This window comes from Psychrosphaera sp. HA2-10 (assembly GCF_055693745.1).
In genome coordinates this window covers 788,636-809,670 of the sequence record NZ_CM146341.1, presented here as the reverse complement: position 1 = coordinate 809,670, position 21,035 = coordinate 788,636, and the positions used below count along the sequence as shown (strand labels likewise).

Sequence of the window (21,035 nt, the reverse complement as noted above, 5' to 3'; positions counted from 1 at the left end):
TTAACCGAATAAAAAAGAGCGTGTTGGTTAAACCTAACACGCTCTTTTTTTATTCTACACCACAGTTAAGCTTTATGAACGTAAGCTCGAACTTGGTTACGACCATTACTTTTTGCCACATATAGCGCGCTATCTGCAGCCTCAATCCATTTCTGGTGTGAGTTAAAGTCACTGTGGAATTCCGCGATACCTAAACTAACCGTGAATTTAATTTCAACTTCATTAAATATAACCGAGGAGGCTTCAACTGAACGTCTAACACGTTCAGCAAATACGGCGGCATGTCGTGCATCTGTCTCTGGTAATATAACGGCAAACTCTTCCCCACCATATCGACCACCAATATCAGTTTCACGTAAGTTTTGCTTCAATACTTTTGCTAAGTGAAGTATTGCTTCATCTCCAGCTGCGTGACCGTAGCTATCATTTACATTTTTAAAGTGATCGATATCGAATATTAATAGCGAGCTGATGTTATGGGTTCTGCGCTGTCGTTGAAACTCTTTTTTCAAACACTCTTCCCAAAAACCTCGGTTGTTTAGATTCGTTAAACGATCCGTTTGACTAAGACGCTTCAATTCTGTGTTTACTTCTTCTAACTCAAGCTTTGACACCGCAACATCAGTAACATCGTAGATAATGATACAAATATGAGTAACCGCACCCATAGTGTTTGTAAGCGGAATAAAAGTCGCGTTTTGGTACATAAAAGGAGCGACACTGGTAATTGGCCGATAATTCTTAAACTTAAAAATATGAGGTGTCTGTTCCCAAATCGTAAATGCTCTGTTTTTTAATACAAATACAGGATCAGTTTTTTGTCGAAGCCATGTTTCATTGAGCTCTGGAAAAGTTTCAAATAGCGACTGGTTTCTCACATCATAAGGCGAGCGACCGCTATGGTTTTCCATAAATCCATTCCAAACTTGAATGCGATAATGATCGTCTAATACGACCAAACCAACATCTACCGACTGGAACATATCCATTAACCAGTGTATTTCTGATACTTCAATTTGTGCTGTTTGGTTTTGATCACTCATGATTATTCATCAAATAAAAAGTTTAGTTTATTGCGAAGTGTAGGAATTGAGTCTTCAGTTATTAGTAATAGTAAGTCACAAGTAACATCAAGACCTTCTAGACCATAACTAATTTCTACCGTTAAAGTTTTTTTCCAATGCGTCGAGTTAGTATAAATTAACTCAGATACATTGCAGTGTTGCCCTAGTACAACCGGGTGCCCTTGGCTGAAATTGAGATCGAGTTGCTCCGACAGCCCTTTTAATACTGAGCCGATTAGAATATTGGCAATATCCATCAACAACTCTAGCTCTATGGTATCGTTTATTTGGCCTTCGTATTTCATTAGCTTAGCTAAATCTTTAAAGCCAGAATCACCTAAGATTAATAACGCCTCTCCAGCAACACCACCACTTATAAAGCCTTGGCATACCCCTGAAGTCGATAAGTTAGACTCCACCGATTGAAGGGCCATTGACAACTCACTAACTTCAAGAATATTTACATTTGGAATTGGCAGCTTTACAAATACCTTTAACACTTCTGCAAGTAAACTACCCGCCTGTCCCATGGCAACATTAGTGACCTCCTGCAAGACATCGCGCATTTCCTCATCAAGCATAGTATCAACCGAAGCACCGCGTTTGGTGAGGTCGGCCTCGCTACTTACGCCGTACTTAGTAAGTAAATCTTGGAGTTTGTCTTTATCTATAGGCTTTTTAATAAAGTCGAGGGCACCAAGAGACTTAACTCTTTCGTGTGCTTCTTTTTGAATGTCACCTGATACAACGATAGTTAAAACTGGCAGGTTTTCTTTTTTAATCGCCTCTAACACGCCATATCCATCAAGAATAGGCATGTTTAAGTCAAGGAATAACACACTACCCAATCCTTTGCGCAGTTTGTCCATAGCATCTTCACCATTTACGGCAAAGGTAATATCTACTTCCCAATCATCCGGTAAAGATCGAGCCATTTGTTTTCTGGCAAGGTTTGAGTCGTCACAAATGACTACCGACGTTTTCATAGTTAAAATTCAATCCATTAGCTAACAGTTAAAGGCGTTATCAAATATTCAAAAATGTTTATAGAAAAACTATAGCAGTTAGTTAACAATAGTATCTAGTAAAATTATTTTATTTCTCATTACGTTGGTAAATTTTTATGAAGAAAGCTCTAATCTCTTCTCTAATGCTCGTATCTACATTCAGTTTTGCATACGATATTCAGAAGAACCTGCCGGTCAACTTAGATATTGTAAAGGCAAATGGTAAAGCAGTAGTACTATTAGGTAACCAGGTAGAAGTAGGAGACATTGCACCTGACTTTAAAGTCGTTGATGCTAACTTTTCTTTAAAAACGAAAGCGGACTTCTCAGGCAAACCTCTGTTAATTAGCGCAGTACCTAGTTTAGATACAGGTGTTTGCAGTATTCAAACCAAGCGATTTAATGAAGAAGTCGATAACTTGCCGCAAGATGTTGTTATGTTAACGGTGAGCGCGGATTTGCCATTTGCGCAAAAGCGATTCTGCCAAGCAGAAGATATCGACAAATTAATGACATTATCGGACTCCGTTTGGCGCGATTTTGCAATGAACTATGGGCTACTCATTAAAGACATGGGATTATTAGCGAGAGCCATCTTTGTAATTAGCCCTGATGATAAAATTGTATATAAAGAAGTTGTATCAGAATTATCCGAACAACCGAATTATGATGCAGCACTAGCGGTGTTAAGAAGTATTTCGGAGCAACAAACGGAACCTGACTCTTCATTAGAACAACCTGACGTCGTTGTTACCGAACAATAGCAATTTCAAAAATAGATTATTTTTCAATTAGATATAAATTAATTAATTTTTTTACTTGAAAAAAAAACCTCAGTCCTTACATATGTAGTGAGCTTGAAATGATGCCATTAGGGTCAGCAAGCTCACCGACTTGTTCATAAGAAAAGTCGGCAATTAATTAATAACTTATTGCTTAAAAATTAAAGGATAAGAAAAATGAGAAATATCGATCTATCACCACTTTACCGTTCTTTCATTGGCTTTGATCAATTAGCTTCAAAGTTAGATGCTGCAAATCGTAGCGACAAAAATACTGGTTATCCTCCATATAATATTGAATCAATCGCTGACGACAAATATAGAATTACTATGGCGGTTGCGGGCTTTGTAGAGTCTGAATTAGAAATTGAATCTGAGAATAATAGTCTCATTGTCAAAGGTATTAAAGCTGAAGACAAAGAAACCAAAAACTACTTATATCAAGGCATTGCTGAGCGCAACTTTGAACGTCGTTTTCAACTAGGCGACTATATTAAGGTTATTGATGCCCACATGGAACACGGTCTGTTACACGTGAACCTAGAGCGTGAAGTTCCTGAGGCTTTAAAGCCAAGAAAAATTGCAATTGGTAAAAACAATTTAATTGAGCAGTAAACTTTTATTCCCGGTTTGTTAACCAATTAAGCTAAAAGTAAGCCCAGTTTTAAACTGGGCTTTTTTTGTTATATGGCTTCGTCGTTTTCTTCACCGGTACGAATTCTGATCACCCGTTCAACTGGCTCCACAAATATTTTGCCATCACCAATTTTGCCCGTTTGTGCTGTTTCTAAAATTGAATCTACGACTTGGTCAAGCATAGTTTCTGCCACTACTATCTCAATTTTCATTTTGGGCAGGAAATCAACCATATATTCTGCTCCACGATATAACTCTGTGTGCCCTTTTTGACGCCCAAATCCCTTAACTTCAGAAACTGTCATACCGTTGACGCCTAAATCTGATAATGCCTCTCGAACATCGTCTAATTTAAAAGGTTTAATAATGGCCGTTACTTTTTTCATATCTTGCTCTCAATTTGTAGTTTTCAACTAGTGGCTTAAGTTCAATTGTCATAGAATACGCTTACCAGACAAACATGAGAAGTTTTAAATCTATGAATGCCAATGAAATTCGCAACGAAATGAGAGTGCTTCCTGAAATAGACGCTGCCTTTGAAGTAAGACGAAGAGTTGATTTTATAAAAAAAACCTTAGTTGAGTCGGGCTCAAAAGTTTTAGTTTTAGGCATCAGCGGTGGTGTTGACTCTTCAACTTGTGGCCGTTTAGCACAATTAGCTACTGACGAGCTTAACAACGAGACAAACTCGGTTTATAAATTTATTGCCGTAAGACTGCCATTCGATGTCCAAGCTGACGAAGATGAAGCACAGCTTGCGTTAGGTTTTATAAAGCCCAGTGAAGTTGTTACCGTTAACGTTAAAAACGGCGTAGATGGTATTCACAATGAAGTCATGAATGTTTTACCCGCCTCTTTGAAATCGAATCTTGATCAAGCAAAAATAGACTTTGTGAAGGGTAACGTAAAAGCTCGAGCACGCATGGTTGCTCAATACGAAATCGCAGGTTTACTCAATGGCCTTGTTTTAGGCACAGATCACTCAGCTGAAAATATTACGGGATTTTATACCAAGTGGGGTGATGGTGCCTGTGACTTAATTCCTTTATTTGGCTTATGTAAACGACAAGTAAGAGCTATAGCACAATATCTAGGTGCGCCTTCAGTATTGGTCGAGAAAGCGCCAACAGCTGATTTAGAGGAGCTATCTCCAGGTAAAAAAGATGAAGATGCGCTAGGTATGAGCTATGACGATATTGACAATTTTTTAGAAGGCAAACCGGTATCTAAAGAAGTTGAAGATAAATTAGTTGCTATTTTTAATGCTACTCAACATAAAAGAAAGCCCATTCCAACTATTTATGATTAGTCATTAGGCTCACGTTATTAACGTTTATGCTGAGCAGTCAATGTCCGCCGGGTCTCGAACGATTCGAACTCGGCCCACATTTGATAACACCAAAGCTCGGGCAAAAGCACTATTACCCTCTTGAGGACAAATCCTAATAGTTGTGTTTACCGTTTGCGCTGTATTCACTGGTGCAAAACGAATCAGGTTGCGAGTTGACTTGATAAAATATCCTTTTACCATATCTGCACTACCAATAACTTCTTCATTTGCACCTAAGCTATCATCACCATCTTCATCTATAAAAATCATTTTTGTTAGATTCCAGTCGGTCTCGCAGGTTGACATGTTTTTTGTTGGACAAATCACCACAAAACGGTTTTGCGAAATTGCAGTATGTCTAGCTAATTGCAGCGCAGCGCTATGGTTGTTAACAATTGCAGCAACCTTATTGCGTTTGAAAAAATTGCCAACGGAAGGTGCAACAGAAGTTGTGATGATTGCAAACAGCGCCAAAGTAACGAGCACTTCAATCAATGTAAAACCTTTACTCTTATGAAATAGCATCACTTAGCAATTCCAACAATATTCGTCTTCGGAATAATTGCCATCTTTATTGGCATCATAAGCTTTACGCCCATCAGAGAAGATACTCATTATGCCATCAGACATAGGATCACCGTACGTCTGATTCACTGGTGTCGCCCTAATTTCGTAAGAGCGACCATTATTTTCTATTGCTTCAATAGTAAGTGAGTATTTTTTGTCAGCGGCAGCTTTATCAGAGGGAGAATGCGCTGCAAATATCCAAGGCTCTCCTGTATCTGCCGGAGAACCTTGTGTTCCCGCGGCACCAGCATAACTAAAAGTTGTTGCTTTGTGACGTTCCATTGCAGTTGCAAATTCAAGCATATCTGCTTGCGCTTGTGTTCGATAAGAACTAACAACATAACGCGTATAACTGGGGTATATAACAGAGCTCAAAATACCGATAATAGCTAGGGTCACCAACATTTCTACCAAGGTAAAACCTTTCACAAACCGCCTATACATATTAATTATCATCCTTTGTCGTTGGTTCAATTTCTGTTGACCATGAATTTGTAAACACTTGGTTAAGACGACTTCTAGGGCCAGATATTGTACCTAACAAAGACTTAAAGTCGTCATTCACATCGTCGTCTGTTTGCACTGTGTCTGCACATTCAGTACCGACGCACAAAGTAGGTGCTTCTGGATCGGTAATAATAAGTCTTGGCTCTGCTGGGATACCTGATTTATCAAGTTTCACATAGGTATCATCAAAATCGATATCGCCATCACCATCATTGTCTAACAGCGCGCTGCCATCCAATAAGTCAATGACATATATGCGACCACCACCTTGCGCGGCTGAACAGGTATTTTCTATCAAGCCAGCGGTGCTAGGATCATAGGTAGTAAAAACTAATTTACTATTTATGATAGTTACACCTGTAATAACTTTTTCGCCTCTGGTTAAATTAAATTCATAGCCATCATAAGCTGAAATATCGTCTACCGAAGGTGTACTTGCATCAAGTTGCGCTATATTCGTTAAATTGGGGAATGTATATTTTCCATCGTTATCTTTAGCGAACACGCCTTTGTCTTTGAGCATTAATACCGAATCATCAATATTCTCATTTAAAGGATGTGCACGATAACCAGATCCAATACTTACAGCATAGTAATGCTCTTGTTTATGCACAATTTCTGCAACGTCAGGCGCATAATAAAAACGTCGATTTTTACTAATAGAAAAATTTTGCGACGTGGTATAAATTTTTTCGCCTTCAAACATATTGCTTAAGGACTCGCCATTGTATACATCAACACGGAACAAATTACCGCCCATGTCACCAAAATACATATGATCCATAAGGCCATCAAAATCTCGGTCAATAACGGCGATTCGAGCTGGAATGCTGTAATCCATGCCATCAACTCTATGCTGGCCACTATCCTTTATCTCTGCGATTAACGATCCATCAGAAGCATCAACTATAAATACTGAAGCGCCCTCGTTGTCACGATCTCGCAGTGTATTGCTATCTTGATTTGTATCATAACCACCACCAAATACTAAAACGCGTTTTATTACACCGCCTATTTCAATTTTCGTAATTGTAGGTTTAGACCAGGACTGAGCAAGCTCATCAAAATCGCCTTCTCCACCTTCTATCATATATTTAAACTCAGGCTGAGTACGATTAGTTACATCTAATACGTAGTAGTTTCTTCCACCTCGACGTTGCCCTACAATAATGTAGCTACGACCATCTTCGGTCCATGCGTTTATCGCGCCGTCCATCCCGTAGGTTTTAGAATTAAATACATTATTATTTTCATAATATTTGTGAAGATTAGGTAGTAAATCCTCTGGTATAAATGCCCAGTTTTCTTGGCCTGTTTCAGCATCAATAGACAATAAATAACCTTCGTTTGTGCCAATAAATACCGACGCTTTGTCACTGTATTGAAAAAATAATGGCTCAGAGTGCAAAGGATCCGCCATCTGATAACGAGGCTCATTTAATACGCCATCGCCATCCAAGTCGGTAGCGTCGTAACCACGAATCCAATCAACCATAGAAAGCCTTAATGAATCCGAGTTCGGTTCGCTATTAATGTCTAATTTTCCTTTAGATAAACGACTATCGCCATCGCTAAACGGCGTATTCGGATTAGACATGTTGCTATAGACATTACGAGGAGTTGCCTGACGAGCAGCTGCACCGCCTCGGCCAACAAACGGCCCATTCAACTCACTAGAAGTTGCCCACCAGTCATGTGCTGTATCTTTAAAGAAACCGTCTGTAGAAATAGCGGGGGTACTGGAATTATCAAGAACAACGCTGTCTATTATCTTATATTTTTTGAGATTTCCAGGCCAATATTCTGTGCTCTTCGGGTCAAATAATGCATAGTAAATATCATTCGAATGCGTGAGTCGGTTAAATTGGTTAACTGATATACCCGGTGCTACAAAGGTACTTGCGCCTTTTTTTGCCTCAATTAAAATTGACGTAAATGCATTAGCCAAGCCGTTAATAGTATTGTCTGAGTAAAATTGACCTTCACCTGCCGTTGCAAGATCTCGTAGATAAGTGTCGTTAAAACCAGAAGAGTCAAATCCTACTGTATACGTAAATACTTGGGCGTCATTATTATCATTTCCACGCTCTGAAGGCTTAGTCGCCATATACTCGGCTAGCGCATTTCCGCAACTCGTGCCACTACAGGCCGTCCCTGTTAGCGCTGATATTGCTGCTGTTTCTGTAGTTGCGTTTGGTTGTCCGTCACTAAACAGAACGATGTAGTTTGCTTGACATTGACCAATTTCAGGATCAATCGGTGTATTATATATTGCATCATTTGGAGAGGTTAATGACATAAAACGACACTCTCTTGACGATAGTTTTTCAGTATCACAGTCAGCAGGAATATTAACAGTTGAACCGCTATACGTGTCAGGATGACTAACCCTGGTAACTAGGGAAGTCGAATTATTTGTGTCACCTCGATTTTTCCCGGCATTTACACCTTTACCATTAATGTAAAGATATGCTTCATACATAGTGTCTACCACAGGTGTAGAACCGTCGGCTACAAACTCCTCTAATAGGCTAATGAAATTATCTTTAACTTGATAATCATTGCTTGTTCCAAATGAGAGTAGCGGAGGAAAAATCCCTGATGGCATACTATACCTAACTCGTAACTGGGGCGATTTTAGCCTTTCCGAAGAGTTATTTGCGGCGCCATGACTGAGTGCTGCGTACCTTAATAGAGCTGTTGTATTATCAGCTACACCAAACAATAGAATCGGGTCGCCTTTTTCCCAGTTTGATTGATCGATGACTTCTTGAACAATTGGCGAGAGATCAACGGTATTGACTGGTAACCCTGTAATATCCCACGCAGGCGTTGGCCAACATACCACTCCGCCATCACTACAGGTTTGTCCGTCTCCTGTTACAGCAGCACCATTCGCCGGGTTATAGTCATTAAAAAACAAATCACTAAACGAAGAGCCATTTTGAAATTCAACTGGGTCGTTACCTGTATACCCAATGTACCCAAAAGAAACAGGCGTATCTGTAGTACTGGCGGCTGAAAAATAAGTAATATGTGCACTCTCTATTATTGCACCTTTTGGAATTTGCATATCGGTAAACCGCATTGCATGCACACGATTATGGTCGGGATGCGCTAACCCTCCTGCTGCAAACTCCGTTGCTAACACTCCTCCAGGCAGAGAAACGGCAAAATCGGAGTTCCCAAATAAAGTACGCACTATTATGTTTTCATCGGACTCTGCATTGACGTCTTTAGCTTCCATCAATACAGGACCACCTTTTGGTGAAAACCTCATGAGAGAAACGTTTACATCTGAAATATTGTTGATAGCTTGTTTTAGCGCTTCTCTGGATTTGAACATTCGACTTGACGCCGTACCATCTGTATTTGCCATACTACCGGAGGTATCAAAGATAAAAATAACATTTGGGTTTACCGTTCTATTTTGGTCTGATATTCCATAATAAATTTCAATATCGTCGCCATAGGCTGAAAAGCCGATAACCATAGAAAAAGCAATAGACTGAGCAATTGTTTTGAGCTTAGTTAGAAATCTAATCTCCATATTAATTTTCTCCTAATTCAACAGACTGTCTAGAAACCACAACAGTATTAGCCGCATTCACAACCGTGCCAGAAACGTGTCCACATCCTTTAAGCATAAATACTTCAAAAATGGTCCTGTTTCTTGCGCCATCTGTATCTACAATACTAGAAACCAAGCCAGAACTTGGATCTGTTATATTTTTTAGACCAACAAAAGCCGATTTTGACCAAGCATGAATCTCAGGCACCGTCATCATTGCGCCAGCATTATTGTGAATAGCATCGTTTTGCAAACCAGCTGCATTCATTCGTCGTTGTGTCCATAATGCATTTGCAATTTGATCGCACGTTGGCAATTGGTTTAAATCAACCAAATTATTATTCGTGATGGCACCAGAATTACGAGCAGCTGTTAATACATCTATCTCTGGGTTACCCGCACCATTCATTACGTTTCCCGCTCGCAGATTAGCAGAGCTCCCTTCATGAATAATTCCTTCCACCGAGGCATCTGCTGCATCAAAGGCTAGCGCTACGGTATTTTGGTTACTCGCCATTTTAGTTTGCATCACACCTGATGACACCGAACTTACGCCTATTACTGTCATTGACGTCAGGATCACTAGCGCAATAATTAACGCTATGCCTTTTTGAACAGTTATTCTAGATTTCATCTATTACCCACCAACAGTCAAGTGTGACCACGAATTACGGAACAATATAACAGTTTCAAAAACTCGATATAAACCATCATTTCGCTGTGCGAAGGCGTTGTTCCCGAGCATTTTCAAATTTCGTGTATTATTAAAATTAATATCGTCGTCATTCTTTATTAATACGGCCAATTTAATCGCGACAACAGCTGACGTTCCGTCTGGCCTATCAAATGCATTAACTCTATCAGCTGTCACCCAAGAGGTGACATAACCTGTTTCAACATTCCCCGTAGGTAAACTGATTCCATACAACACTTGAAAATCAAACACATTTTCCAGCAAGGTTACCGATTGATTGGAGGAGCCATTGCCTTTTAACCCACGTAAATATCTTCCATCATGACCACGGCATTTTAACGAATTATTATCAAGGAAGTATTCGTTCACAGTATGGAACTCATCGCCTTCAACAAAATCAAAATTAGATCCTGTGCAACTGTCTTCGGACATAAGGTTCACAACCAAAGTGTCCGGACCTGCAGCCGCGCCATCTTCTGATCCTACATTGATATCAACTAAATAATCCCCGGGAAAAACAATTGGACTATCTTTGATAAAAGCTTTTTCAATTTCAATGTCCACTGATCTATCAAGATTGGCTGCAAACTCATTGTAACGACCAACTTCCATTAAACTATTACGTAACAACGAAATAATGTATCGACCGTCTTGCTGTATATTAGAAAGTGCGTAGTTGTAGCGTTGTAAATTGTTATTACTTTGATAAATACGCACGAGTGCTGAAGTGATAATTAACCCTAAGGTGAGTGAAATCAACAGTTCCACCAGCGTAAAACCAGCTACCTTTCTTTTTTTAGAGGTAGACCTTACAAAACTCATAACGAATTACCTACTATGACGTCCATGTAGACACACTCATAATCACCCTCTATGCCTTGTTCATCAAGTATATCGGTACACATTTGATTAGCGGCTCGATCTAAGTTTTTCCAGATGGTCGCAGGCCATGCAACATAAACAGTTAAGGTAGAGTTCGGTGGCACTACGTCGCCATTCGCACCAGGTACTGCATTTAAAGCAACCACGCCAACTTCCATATCATCCATTACTGCGGCGGCCATACAGCTGACTTCATAAGCGTCGAATACGGCGGATTGTTGCGCTGAACAGAGTTGGGCGTCAACACCGCTCTCATCTCTGCAATTCACTATGTTGTTTGGGACATTTTCACAAAAACACTCAAATTCAGAGCGATTGCAATCGCCATTAGCTCGAAAGTTGTAATTATTTAGGGTCGTGTACGCGTTGTCGGTTCCATCTATAGGAGGGAGTGTATTGTCATCACGGTTTTGGTACTGTCGATTAATGCGAATTCGGTCGGCAAGACTTTCATTTATTATTGTGGCTTGTGATTTTACATAAGCGTCTTGGTTAGAAGTAGATACTGTAAACTGCAAACCAACCAAGCCAATCAGACCAATTGATATCACGAACAACGAAATGAGGATCTCTATTAATCCAACACCTCGTTGCTGTTTAATAAACAACTCTTTTGAATTATTTAACGGTTTATTATGTTTTGTCATTGTCCGCCTTACCACTTAATCGACAGAATCCTATCTGACTAAGTTTAGTTCCTTTTTAGTACCCGCTGTATACTTTTTCATCGTACTATATAAAATTATTAATGAAAAACTATAGTTAGCGAAAAATACTGTCCCTATAACAAAAACTCTGTACCTAGTTCTATCTTAATTCTGCCGGCACTGCAAATACGATATCTTCTTCTTTCCCTGGGTTTTCAACAACATTGGTCGCACCCAACTCTTTTAAGCGCTCAATTACGCCCTGAACTAAAACATCTGGCGCTGAAGCCCCGGCTGTTACACCAATTGCAGGTTGTGTAGATAACCAATCAAGTTTAATGTCACTGGCATCATCAATTAAGTAAGCCTTAGTGCCAACTTTCTCTGCCAACTCTCTTAATCGATTTGAGTTAGAGCTATTTGCAGCTCCGACTACTAACATCAATTCTACTTTTTGTGCCAATTGACGAACGGCATCTTGACGATTTTGCGTTGCGTAACAAATATCATCTTTTCGAGGTCCCTCAATTTTAGGAAATTTCTCTCTTAGCGCGTCAATTACGTCTGCAGTATCGTCAACCGATAACGTCGTTTGACTGCAGTAATAAAGTTCATCGGCATTTTTTACTTCAAGCGTAGCAACATCGGCTGGCGACTCTACTAAGTATATGCCTCCCTCATCGTTGCTATATTGCCCCATCGTCCCTTCAACTTCAGGATGGCCCTGATGACCAATTAAGATGCATTCTATACCCTTTCTCGATGCGCGTGTTACTTCCATATGAACTTTGGTAACTAATGGACAAGTTGCATCAAAGACTTTTAAACCTCTATGTTTAGCCTCTTGGCGAACAGCCTGAGACACGCCGTGTGCTGAAAATATAACGATGCTATTGTCTGGCACCTCATTTAACTCGTCGACAAAAACAGCACCGCGATTTTTTAAACCGTTTACCACAAACTTATTATGAACGACTTCATGACGAACGTAGATTGGCGGTTGAAAGATTTCTAATGCTCGTTCTACAATTGAGATAGCTCGATCAACTCCAGCACAAAAACCTCGTGGGTTTGCTAATAAAATATCCATCGTTATCCCCTATGCGCCTTGTTCGGTTTGCGTTTCTGGTTGATTAACTTGTTGAATCTCGACTTCAAACGTAAGTGTTTGACCCGCTAACGGGTGATTAAAGTCAACCGTAACCGATTGCCCTGCTACTTCTCGAATCAAGCCAGGTAAGTCATTGCCATCAGGTTGTGTAAAGGCAACTATTGTTCCGACCTCTGGTGTAACTTCGCTAAACTTAGTTCTATCAACGTAGTAAATATTATCCGGGTTTGGTTGACCAAATGCTTGCTCTGGTGGCAATGTAAACGACGCTTCTTGACCGGCTTCTAGCCCGATCAAACAGTCTTCAAAGCCTTTTGTTAAACTACCATCACCAATTGTCAACTTAGCCGGTTTATTGCTTACTTTTGTACTGTCAGCAACCGAGTCATCAGATAGCTTAATAGTAAAGTGAAACACGACTTCACTGCCAGCTTGGATATTATTTTTACTCACAATTACACCTTATAACTATAAATCTTAAGACTCTTTTACAGAGTCAGTAGATTTTGAATTTTTTGCTTCTAAAATGCCGTCTAAAATTAATAACGCTGCACCACAGCTAATCGCCATATCCGCAACATTAAACGCAGGGAAGTGCCAGTTTTCATAATAGAAATGTAGGAAATCCACTACGTAACCATGCATTAAACGATCAGTAACATTACCAATAGCGCCACCTAAAATAAGTCCGTACGACCATAATTGACGCTGCTCACGCCACGGTGTTTTGGCCATCCAGTAAATAAGTAATGCACTAATAACAAAAGCAATTCCAGTAAAGAACCAACGCTGCCACCCGCCTTGATCACTTAAAAAGCTAAAAGCAGCGCCGTAATTTCTAACATAAGTAATATCAAATATAGGTAAGATATTAATGTCATAATAAAGTGGTACGTTGACTAAAATCCAAAGTTTGCTGGCTTGATCTAAGATCACCACCAGCACACCTAGTGCGATAAACCATAATCCATTGGCATTTAAGTCCTTAAACGACATTACGCAAATTTCCTTACTTCACCAGCGCCTTCTACGTTTTCAATACAGCGGCCACATAAATCTTTATGTTCTTCATTTTGGCCTACTGATTCAACGTGGTGCCAACAACGCTCACACTTCTCAGCTGAACTTGCTGCTACGCTAACAAATAACCCATCTACCTCTGAATCAAAGGCATTGTCTGCTTTTTCCGCCAACGGCGCGATAGAAACAGTAGAAGTAATTAAAACAAATCGTAGTTCGTCTTCTAACGTTAGCAATACATTTTTAATCTCATCACTTACATAAAGTGTCACGTCAGCGGCTAACGAAGCACCCACTAGTTTGTCTTTTTTAGCAATTTCTAAAGCACGGTTTACTTGCTCTTTAACTGCTAATACTTGAGACCAGTAGTCGTCACCCAATTCGCCATCAGATGCAAATTTCTCAATTCCTTCGTACCAAACACCTGTGAATACAAACTCTTCACGCTCACCTGGAAGCTCTTGCCAAATTTCCTGTGCAGTAAATGACAATACCGGTGCCATCCAACGCGTCATTGCTTCTGCAATGTAGTAAAGCGCTGTTTGACAAGAACGACGAGCTGTAGAGTCTGCTTTCGCAGTGTATTGACGGTCTTTGATAACATCTAAGTAGAAGCTACCTAAGTCTACTGAACAGAAGTTCATTAGCTTTTGCATTACGTTATGGAATTGGTACTTGTCATATGCCGTTACGATTTCGTTTTGTAAACGTGCAGCCTTGCTTACAATCCAACGATCAAGTGCCACCATATCTTGTTCAGCAACTAAATCCGTTTCTGGATTAAATCCATTTAAGTTAGCTAATAAGAAACGAGACGTGTTACGAATACGACGATAAGTATCTGCCGAACGTTTGAAAATTTCTTTATCAACGGTCATTTCGCCAGTGTAGTCTGTTGAGGCTACCCATAAACGAAGAATATCGGCACCGTACACATCTGTGATTTCTTTTGGCGCAATGATGTTGCCTAATGATTTAGACATTTTATGGCCGTTTTTATCAACGGTAAAACCATGCGTTAATACTTGATTATATGGCGCTTTGCCATTCATCGCCGTACCTGTCATTAACGACGACATAAACCAACCACGGTGTTGATCTGAGCCTTCTAAATATAGATCTGGAGCGGTATCAAATTCATCACGCTGATCGACCACAAAGTAATGTGTAACGCCTGAATCAAACCACACGTCTAACGTATCTTCTACTTTGCGATATTGACTTGCTTCTTCACCAAGTAACTCAGCTGAATCAAGATCCCACCAAGCCTGAATACCTTCTTTTTCAACACGCTGAGCAACTTTTTCCATTAGCTCAATGCTATTTGGGTGCAGTTCATCTGTTTCATTATGTATGAATAGCGTAATTGGCACGCCCCAAGTACGTTGACGTGAAATACACCAGTCTGGACGACCTTCAACCATACCTTTAATGCGGCCTTCACCCCATTCAGGTAACCATTCTACGTTTTTAATCTGTTCGATAGATTGCTGACGAAGACCCGCTTTGTCCATGCTGATAAACCACTGAGGTGTTGCACGGAAAATAATTGGTGTTTTGTGTCTCCAGCAATGTGGGTAACTGTGTTCAAACGCAATATGTTTAAGTAACTTGCCTTTTTCTGTCAACAAAGCAACAACGTTATCGTTTGCTTTAAATACGTGCTGACCTTCAAAAAATTCAGTACCTGGTACGTAGACTCCATTTGGTCCAACTGGGTTTGCTACTTCAATGTTGTACTGTAAACCAACGGTGAAATCTTCTTGACCATGGCCTGGAGCTGTATGCACACAACCTGTACCAGCGTCAGTTGTTACGTGATCACCTAAGATCATTGGGATAGAAAAATCATAGAATGGGTGATTAGCTTGAACTAATTCTAAATCAGCCCCTTTACAGTGCCCTAAAACACTAAATTCAGTGATATCAAAACGTGCCATACAGTCGGCAACTAAGTCAGTTGCTAGTACTAATCTAAATGGCTTATCAAAACCTTCAGCAGACTTAACTTGAACTAATGAGTACTCAACATCTGCGCCCAAAGATATAGCACGGTTAGCAGGAAGTGTCCAAGGAGTGGTTGTCCAGATAACAAAAGAAACATCACCTTCGCCTTTTCCAGCGTCTAGTTCTGAAAACTTAGCTGCAACGGCTTCACTGTCTACTGCAGTGAACATAACATCGATAGCGGGAGATACTTTGTCTTGGTATTCAACTTCTGCTTCAGCAAGCGCCGAACCACAATCTGTACACCAATGAACAGGCTTAGCACCTTTTTGCAGGTGATCATTGTCGATGATTTTGCTTAACGCACGAATGATATTAGCTTCAGAGCTAAAATCCATTGTTTTGTATGGATTGTTCCAGTCGCCTAAAACACCTAAACGAACAAAACTAGCTAGCTGACCGTCGATTTGCTTTTGTGCATATTCACGACACTTCTGACGGAATGTTGCAGCGTCAACCTTCTTGCCAGGCTTGCCAACTTTTTTCTCAACCATTAGCTCAATTGGAAGGCCGTGACAGTCCCAACCAGGTACGTATGGCGAATTAAAATCAGATAACGTTTTAGACTTTACAATAATGTCTTTTAAAATTTTGTTAACCGAGTGACCTAGGTGAATATCACCGTTTGCATACGGAGGGCCGTCATGCAAAATGAAGCTCTTTTTACCTTTTTTTGCTGCACGAATTTGACCGTACAAATCTTTGTTGGTCCATTCGTCTAACATTTTTGGCTCGCGTTGTGCCAAGTTACCGCGCATAGGGAACGCAGTTTCAGGTAAATTAAGAGTATGTTTATAATCACTCATGGTTATTTGATTCCATATTGACTTAGTTTGGATTTAGCCGTTGCTACATCCAGTTTAATTTGAGAAATGAGTTGTTCTATCGACTCGAATTTTTGTTCATCTCTAATTTTACTTAGAGGTTTAATCGATAACCTTTGCCCATACACTTGTTGGTCAAAGTTAAATATATTTACTTCTAACACAGGCTTTACGCCATCTAACGTTGGCTTATTGCCAATATTTGCAACGCCATAAAAGGTCTGATTGTTCAATTCAACTTCAACAACAAACACACCTTTGATAGGTAGCACTTTCCTTTTCACAGCAATGTTCGCCGTAGGAAAACCAAATTTACGACCATTTTTTTGGCCATGAATCACACGGCCCTGCATCACAAATGGTTCACCGAGTAAATCTTCCGCTGCTTTAAAATCAGCGTCTTGTAAATACTTTCGAATTGCCGTGCTGCTGGCTCTTTGGTCTGAATAGTTAAACGTTTTTGTATCTTCAACACTAAAGCCACAAAGCACTGACTCTTTTTGCAGTAATGCAAAGTCGCCACTGCGTTTCACACCAAACTTAAAATCATCGCCGACAATTAAGTGTTTTACACCTAATTGCTCCACTAACAAAGACTCAATAAACTCGTCCGCCGCCATCGCTGCGAACTCTTTGTTAAAACGGACACATATAAGACGGTCAATACCGAGCTTTTCTAACTTTTTAAACTTGTCTCTAAAGGTCAACACTCGCGCAGCGGCTTTATCGCCTAAAAATACTTCCTGCGGTTGAGGTTCAAAAATCATCACGGCAGATGGAACACCATGCTTTTTAGATTCAGTTTTCAGCTTGTTTAACACATGTTGATGGCCCATGTGTACACCGTCAAAATTACCTATCGTTAAAACACAGTTTTTGTGTTTTTCGGATAAATTGACTAAACCTCTAACTAACTCCATTTGACCTTCATAAACTGTTAAAAAAAACCCAAGAATTATAACGGCAAAGCTAGGCTAATTACTACCCAGAGCGTTCGATAAAGCAACAATTATGTAATATAAATTGAGATTAAATTAAGCGCCCTGTCTAAAATGCCGTTTACGTGTTCCAAATAAAATTAAACTCACAAAATAAACCACTACAGCAACGCCAATTAATGAAAACAGCATCACTGATTCCTGCCAAAACGACTCCGTTGCAAACCAACCTGAGCGTTTAATGTATTCAAGTGTAATTACCATAGCAGTTGTCGCGGCAACTAGGCGCGCAATCCAACTAATGGTGGCCTTAGAAAGCCTGTAGACGCCTTGCTGATGCAATCCCCAATATAACATGCCGGCATTTAACGTTGCTGACATAGCCGTAGCAATCGCTAAGCCTACAAAACCATAAAATGGCGCTAACATAAAGTTGAACACTATATTGGATAACATAGCGATAATACCTAGCCGCACCGGTGTTTTGGTGTCCTGTCTTGCAAAATAGCCAGGGGCTAATACTTTAACGGTCATATAGCTAACTAACCCAGATGCATAACCAATTAGCGCAAAATAAACTTGCTGGCCATCGGTAGCTGTGAACTCACCATGGGTATACAAAATTTTAATAATTAAAGGACCTAAAACAATTAAGCCTGCTAGTGCAGGAAACGCCATTAATAGCACCATTTTTAACGCCCAATCCATGGTTTCTTGAAACTTCGCCGGATTATTGGTGCTATGCAGTTTTGATAAGCTTGGCAGAATAACCGTGGCGATACCGATTCCAAACAGCCCTAGAGGAAATTCAATTAACCGATCTGCGTAATACAACCAACTAATAGAGCCAGTCATTAGAAAAGAAGCGATAACGGTATCAACCAATGCATTTAATTGATGAACCGACACACCTAATATCGCCGGCAACATAAGAAGACGGATACGCTTAACATGTTCGTCATTCCATCCCCATTTGGGCCTGACTAGTAAACCGGCCTTAGCCAAAAATGGCCACTGGAAAAAAAACTGGACTAATCCGCCAACAAACACACCGATAGCAAGGGCATAAGCAGTATCACTAAAAGTGTCTTTAAACAGAATGGCACAGGCAATAATCGAAATATTGAGGAATACCGGTGTAAATGCTGCCACTGCAAATTTGTTATAAACATTTAAGACCGCCCCGGATAAAGCAACAAAGGTAATAAAGAATAGATAAGGAAATGTGATTTTTAATAATGCGGAGGCCATATCAAATTTAGCGGCATCTTCGCCGCCTTGCCACCAGTCAATAAACCAACCAGTACCAAAAACCATGACAATAATTGGAGATGCGACAATAGCAAAAGCAGTCAAACCCAGAACAATGACACCTAACGTGCCAGAAACTTTAGCCACTAGCTCTCGAACCGCATCGTCTCCATGTTTTTCTTTTACTTCTGATAAAACAGGAACAAACGCCTGAGCAAATGCGCCTTCGGCAAACAAGCGCCTTAAAAAATTAGGAATGCGATTAGCAAATAAATAAACATCAGCGTTAACGCCCGCCCCTACAAAGGTAGCAATGACAACATCCCTGACTAATCCTAATACCCTTGATATAAGAGTCATGAACGAAACGATCAGACTCGACTTTAATAACGCCAAAATATTTCCTTTAACCGCAACATAATAAAACTCGCATAGCTTGCCAGACTTTTAGTCATTTATAAATTAGCTTTTCCATTTAAAATGATTTGACAAAAGCGTTACAAAAAGGCAAACTCCTCGGCCTTAAAAAACCGGTTATTTGAATTAAAAAGTTTAGGAGTCAGCCTTGGCTAACATTAAGTCTGCTAAGAAACGCGTTATAACTTCTGAGAAGGCTCGTCGTCACAATGCAAGCCGTCGTTCTATGATGCGTACTTTCATGAAAAAAGTTGTAACAGCTATCGAAGCTGGTCAAAAAGAAACTGCACAAGAAGCATTCACTGCACTTGTACCAGTTCTTGACCGTTATGCAACTAAAGGTCTAATTCACAAAAACAAAGCAGCACGTCATAAGAGTCGTTTAAACGCTCAAATTAACGCGCTATAATTTTTGTAATTATGCTTTTTAAAAAACCGGAACTCGTTCCGGTTTTTTTATATCTAAAATTTGGCTTTGCTATAGGTTCTAGTAAACATCAATAGCTAAGCAAACACCTATAAATCACTAAATAAATTACCAAATATCAAAAGCCTAATAAACCGCTAGAATATTTAACAACGCGGCCGCCAACATCATCAAATAAGTTAAAACTCCACCAACAGTACGGGCAATTGACGTACCAGCGCTTTTGCCTAAACCCATTGCATGAAACAAACGTCCAATTAGTAATGCCGTTCCTAAAATATTAAGCTCCCAAACCTCTGCCTTGTTAAGCTCTAAAAAAGCTAGTAACAATAAAGCCAATGGCACATACTCGGCAAAGTTAGCATGTACTCTAATTGCCCGGTGCAACGTATTAGACTCACCATGACCAATGCCAACTTTGTGTACTAGTCGTAGTTTTATAATACGAAACGACAGAGCTACATAAAACACGGCTAACATACCGGCATAAAATGCAGTGTATTTAATTATCATCATTGTTCCCTTTTCTTATTATTTGTATTCATTTGGATTTATATAGATATCGTTTTATGACTACTACGCATCAAACAAATCGGCTTTTTTAACTACTATTATTTGTTAACTTACCAGCTTTTCTTTTAAAACCAAAAAACGCCACATAAGCGGCGTTTTTATTACTAGTTAGCGTTAGGTTTACGCTAAAATTTCGGCAAGCTTAGCGCTTACACTTTCAACAGCTTGTGTGCCGTCAATTGTAGCAAACTTAGTATTTCCAGCTTCCGCTTCTGCTTTATAATACGCAACTAGTGGTTGAGTTTGCTCATGATAAACGCCTAAACGCTTACGAACCGTTTCAGGTTGATCATCATCACGAATCAACAAGTCATCACCGGTTTCGTTGTCTTTACCTTCAACCTTTGGTGGGTTGTAAACAACATGATAAACACGACCAGAGGCAGGATGAACTCGACGGCCAGCCATACGGTCAACTATCACTTCATCTGGAACATCAAACTCTAAACAGTAATCTACAGAGATACCATTTTCTTTCATGGCGTCAGCTTGAGGAATGGTTCGAGGAAAGCCATCTAATAAAAAACCATTTTCACAATCGGCTTTTGCAATGCGCTCTTTCACTAAACCAATGATTAAATCGTCTGATACAAGTTGACCTGCGTCCATTACCTTTTTAGCTTGTAAGCCTAACTCAGTTCCCTCTTTAATAGCAGCACGTAACATGTCACCAGTAGAGATTTGTGGAATGCCAAATTTATTCATTAAAAATTGGGCTTGTGTACCTTTTCCGGCACCTGGTGCGCCTAATAAAATAATCCGCATGAAATGTTCCCCTGC

At 39.9% G+C, this 21,035-nt stretch carries 21 protein-coding genes; 4 read left to right on the top strand and 17 right to left on the bottom strand.

Annotation, left to right across the window (positions count from 1 at the left end):
• Nucleotides 1–65 precede the first annotated feature (65 nt).
• Together ACZ1GV_RS03755 and ACZ1GV_RS03750 are read right to left on the bottom strand one after the other, a co-directional pair.
• On the bottom strand, nt 66–1,043 hold the full coding sequence (locus ACZ1GV_RS03755; protein WP_472675296.1) for a sensor domain-containing diguanylate cyclase: 978 nt from the start codon (nt 1,041–1,043) through the stop codon (nt 66–68).
• A 2-nt stretch (nt 1,044–1,045) separates the two neighbouring features.
• On the bottom strand, nt 1,046–2,050 hold the full coding sequence (locus ACZ1GV_RS03750; protein WP_472675295.1) for a response regulator: 1,005 nt from the start codon (nt 2,048–2,050) through the stop codon (nt 1,046–1,048).
• Between the two features lie 137 nt (nt 2,051–2,187).
• Here ACZ1GV_RS03750 and tpx point away from each other — a divergent pair, with 137 nt between their 5' ends.
• Together tpx and ACZ1GV_RS03740 are read left to right on the top strand one after the other, a co-directional pair.
• Nucleotides 2,188–2,835, top strand: a complete 648-nt coding sequence (tpx, locus tag ACZ1GV_RS03745; RefSeq protein ID WP_472675294.1) for a thiol peroxidase — start codon at nt 2,188–2,190, stop codon at nt 2,833–2,835.
• 195 nt (nt 2,836–3,030) lie between these two features.
• On the top strand, nt 3,031–3,468 hold the full coding sequence (locus tag ACZ1GV_RS03740) for an Hsp20 family protein (RefSeq protein WP_472675293.1): 438 nt from the start codon (nt 3,031–3,033) through the stop codon (nt 3,466–3,468).
• A gap of 68 nt (nt 3,469–3,536) precedes the next feature.
• Here the strand turns inward: ACZ1GV_RS03740 and ACZ1GV_RS03735 are convergent, their stop codons facing one another.
• On the bottom strand, nt 3,537–3,875 hold the full coding sequence (locus tag ACZ1GV_RS03735) for a P-II family nitrogen regulator (RefSeq protein ID WP_210559932.1): 339 nt from the start codon (nt 3,873–3,875) through the stop codon (nt 3,537–3,539).
• A gap of 92 nt (nt 3,876–3,967) precedes the next feature.
• Between ACZ1GV_RS03735 and nadE the strand changes: the two genes are divergently transcribed.
• The gene (gene nadE / locus ACZ1GV_RS03730; RefSeq protein ID WP_472675861.1) at nt 3,968–4,798 is read left to right on the top strand and encodes an ammonia-dependent NAD(+) synthetase; all 831 of its coding nucleotides are present in this window, start codon (nt 3,968–3,970) and stop codon (nt 4,796–4,798) included.
• Nucleotides 4,799–4,822: 24 nt separating this feature from the next.
• Here nadE and ACZ1GV_RS03725 read toward each other — a convergent pair whose 3' ends face one another.
• From ACZ1GV_RS03725 to murJ, 12 genes are all read right to left on the bottom strand, one after another.
• Nucleotides 4,823–5,344, bottom strand: a complete 522-nt coding sequence (locus ACZ1GV_RS03725) for a GspH/FimT family pseudopilin (RefSeq protein WP_472675292.1) — start codon at nt 5,342–5,344, stop codon at nt 4,823–4,825.
• A 3-nt stretch (nt 5,345–5,347) separates the two neighbouring features.
• The gene (locus tag ACZ1GV_RS03720) at nt 5,348–5,815 is read right to left on the bottom strand and encodes a type IV pilin protein (protein ID WP_472675291.1); all 468 of its coding nucleotides are present in this window, start codon (nt 5,813–5,815) and stop codon (nt 5,348–5,350) included.
• A gap of 16 nt (nt 5,816–5,831) precedes the next feature.
• Complete coding sequence (locus ACZ1GV_RS03715; RefSeq protein ID WP_472675290.1) at nt 5,832–9,443, bottom strand: pilus assembly protein; 3,612 nt, start codon at nt 9,441–9,443, stop codon at nt 5,832–5,834.
• Nucleotide 9,444: 1 nt separating this feature from the next.
• Nucleotides 9,445–10,098, bottom strand: a complete 654-nt coding sequence (locus ACZ1GV_RS03710; RefSeq protein ID WP_472675289.1) for a pilus assembly PilX family protein — start codon at nt 10,096–10,098, stop codon at nt 9,445–9,447.
• Between the two features lie 3 nt (nt 10,099–10,101).
• On the bottom strand, nt 10,102–10,980 hold the full coding sequence (locus ACZ1GV_RS03705; protein ID WP_472675288.1) for a PilW family protein: 879 nt from the start codon (nt 10,978–10,980) through the stop codon (nt 10,102–10,104).
• Nucleotides 10,977–11,687 (bottom strand): type IV pilus modification protein PilV, encoded by a 711-nt coding sequence (pilV, locus tag ACZ1GV_RS03700; protein WP_472675287.1) that lies wholly within the window; start codon nt 11,685–11,687, stop codon nt 10,977–10,979. Before pilV ends, ACZ1GV_RS03705 begins: the two co-directional genes overlap by 4 nt.
• A 160-nt stretch (nt 11,688–11,847) precedes the next feature.
• Entirely contained in the window at nt 11,848–12,777 is a 930-nt protein-coding gene (gene ispH, locus ACZ1GV_RS03695) for a 4-hydroxy-3-methylbut-2-enyl diphosphate reductase (RefSeq protein WP_210559938.1), read from the bottom strand.
• Nucleotides 12,778–12,786: 9 nt separating this feature from the next.
• A complete protein-coding gene (fkpB, locus tag ACZ1GV_RS03690) occupies nt 12,787–13,251 on the bottom strand; it encodes an FKBP-type peptidyl-prolyl cis-trans isomerase (RefSeq protein WP_472675286.1) in 465 nt (154 codons plus the stop codon).
• A 24-nt stretch (nt 13,252–13,275) separates the two neighbouring features.
• Complete coding sequence (gene lspA / locus ACZ1GV_RS03685) at nt 13,276–13,794, bottom strand: signal peptidase II (protein WP_472675285.1); 519 nt, start codon at nt 13,792–13,794, stop codon at nt 13,276–13,278.
• Nucleotides 13,794–16,631, bottom strand: a complete 2,838-nt coding sequence (gene ileS, locus ACZ1GV_RS03680; protein ID WP_472675284.1) for an isoleucine--tRNA ligase — start codon at nt 16,629–16,631, stop codon at nt 13,794–13,796. Before ileS ends, lspA begins: the two co-directional genes overlap by 1 nt.
• A 2-nt stretch (nt 16,632–16,633) precedes the next feature.
• On the bottom strand, nt 16,634–17,569 hold the full coding sequence (gene ribF, locus ACZ1GV_RS03675; protein ID WP_472675283.1) for a bifunctional riboflavin kinase/FAD synthetase: 936 nt from the start codon (nt 17,567–17,569) through the stop codon (nt 16,634–16,636).
• Nucleotides 17,570–17,683: 114 nt separating this feature from the next.
• Nucleotides 17,684–19,234, bottom strand: a complete 1,551-nt coding sequence (murJ, locus tag ACZ1GV_RS03670) for a murein biosynthesis integral membrane protein MurJ (RefSeq protein ID WP_472675282.1) — start codon at nt 19,232–19,234, stop codon at nt 17,684–17,686.
• Between the two features lie 169 nt (nt 19,235–19,403).
• Here murJ and rpsT point away from each other — a divergent pair, with 169 nt between their 5' ends.
• Complete coding sequence (gene rpsT, locus ACZ1GV_RS03665; RefSeq protein WP_155694308.1) at nt 19,404–19,664, top strand: 30S ribosomal protein S20; 261 nt, start codon at nt 19,404–19,406, stop codon at nt 19,662–19,664.
• A gap of 144 nt (nt 19,665–19,808) precedes the next feature.
• Here rpsT and ACZ1GV_RS03660 read toward each other — a convergent pair whose 3' ends face one another.
• Entirely contained in the window at nt 19,809–20,198 is a 390-nt protein-coding gene (locus ACZ1GV_RS03660; protein WP_472675281.1) for an MAPEG family protein, read from the bottom strand.
• 177 nt (nt 20,199–20,375) lie between these two features.
• Nucleotides 20,376–21,020: an adenylate kinase gene (gene adk / locus ACZ1GV_RS03655; RefSeq protein ID WP_472675280.1), complete on the bottom strand. Its 645-nt coding sequence runs from the start codon at nt 21,018–21,020 to the stop codon at nt 20,376–20,378.
• Nucleotides 21,021–21,035 lie beyond the last annotated feature (15 nt).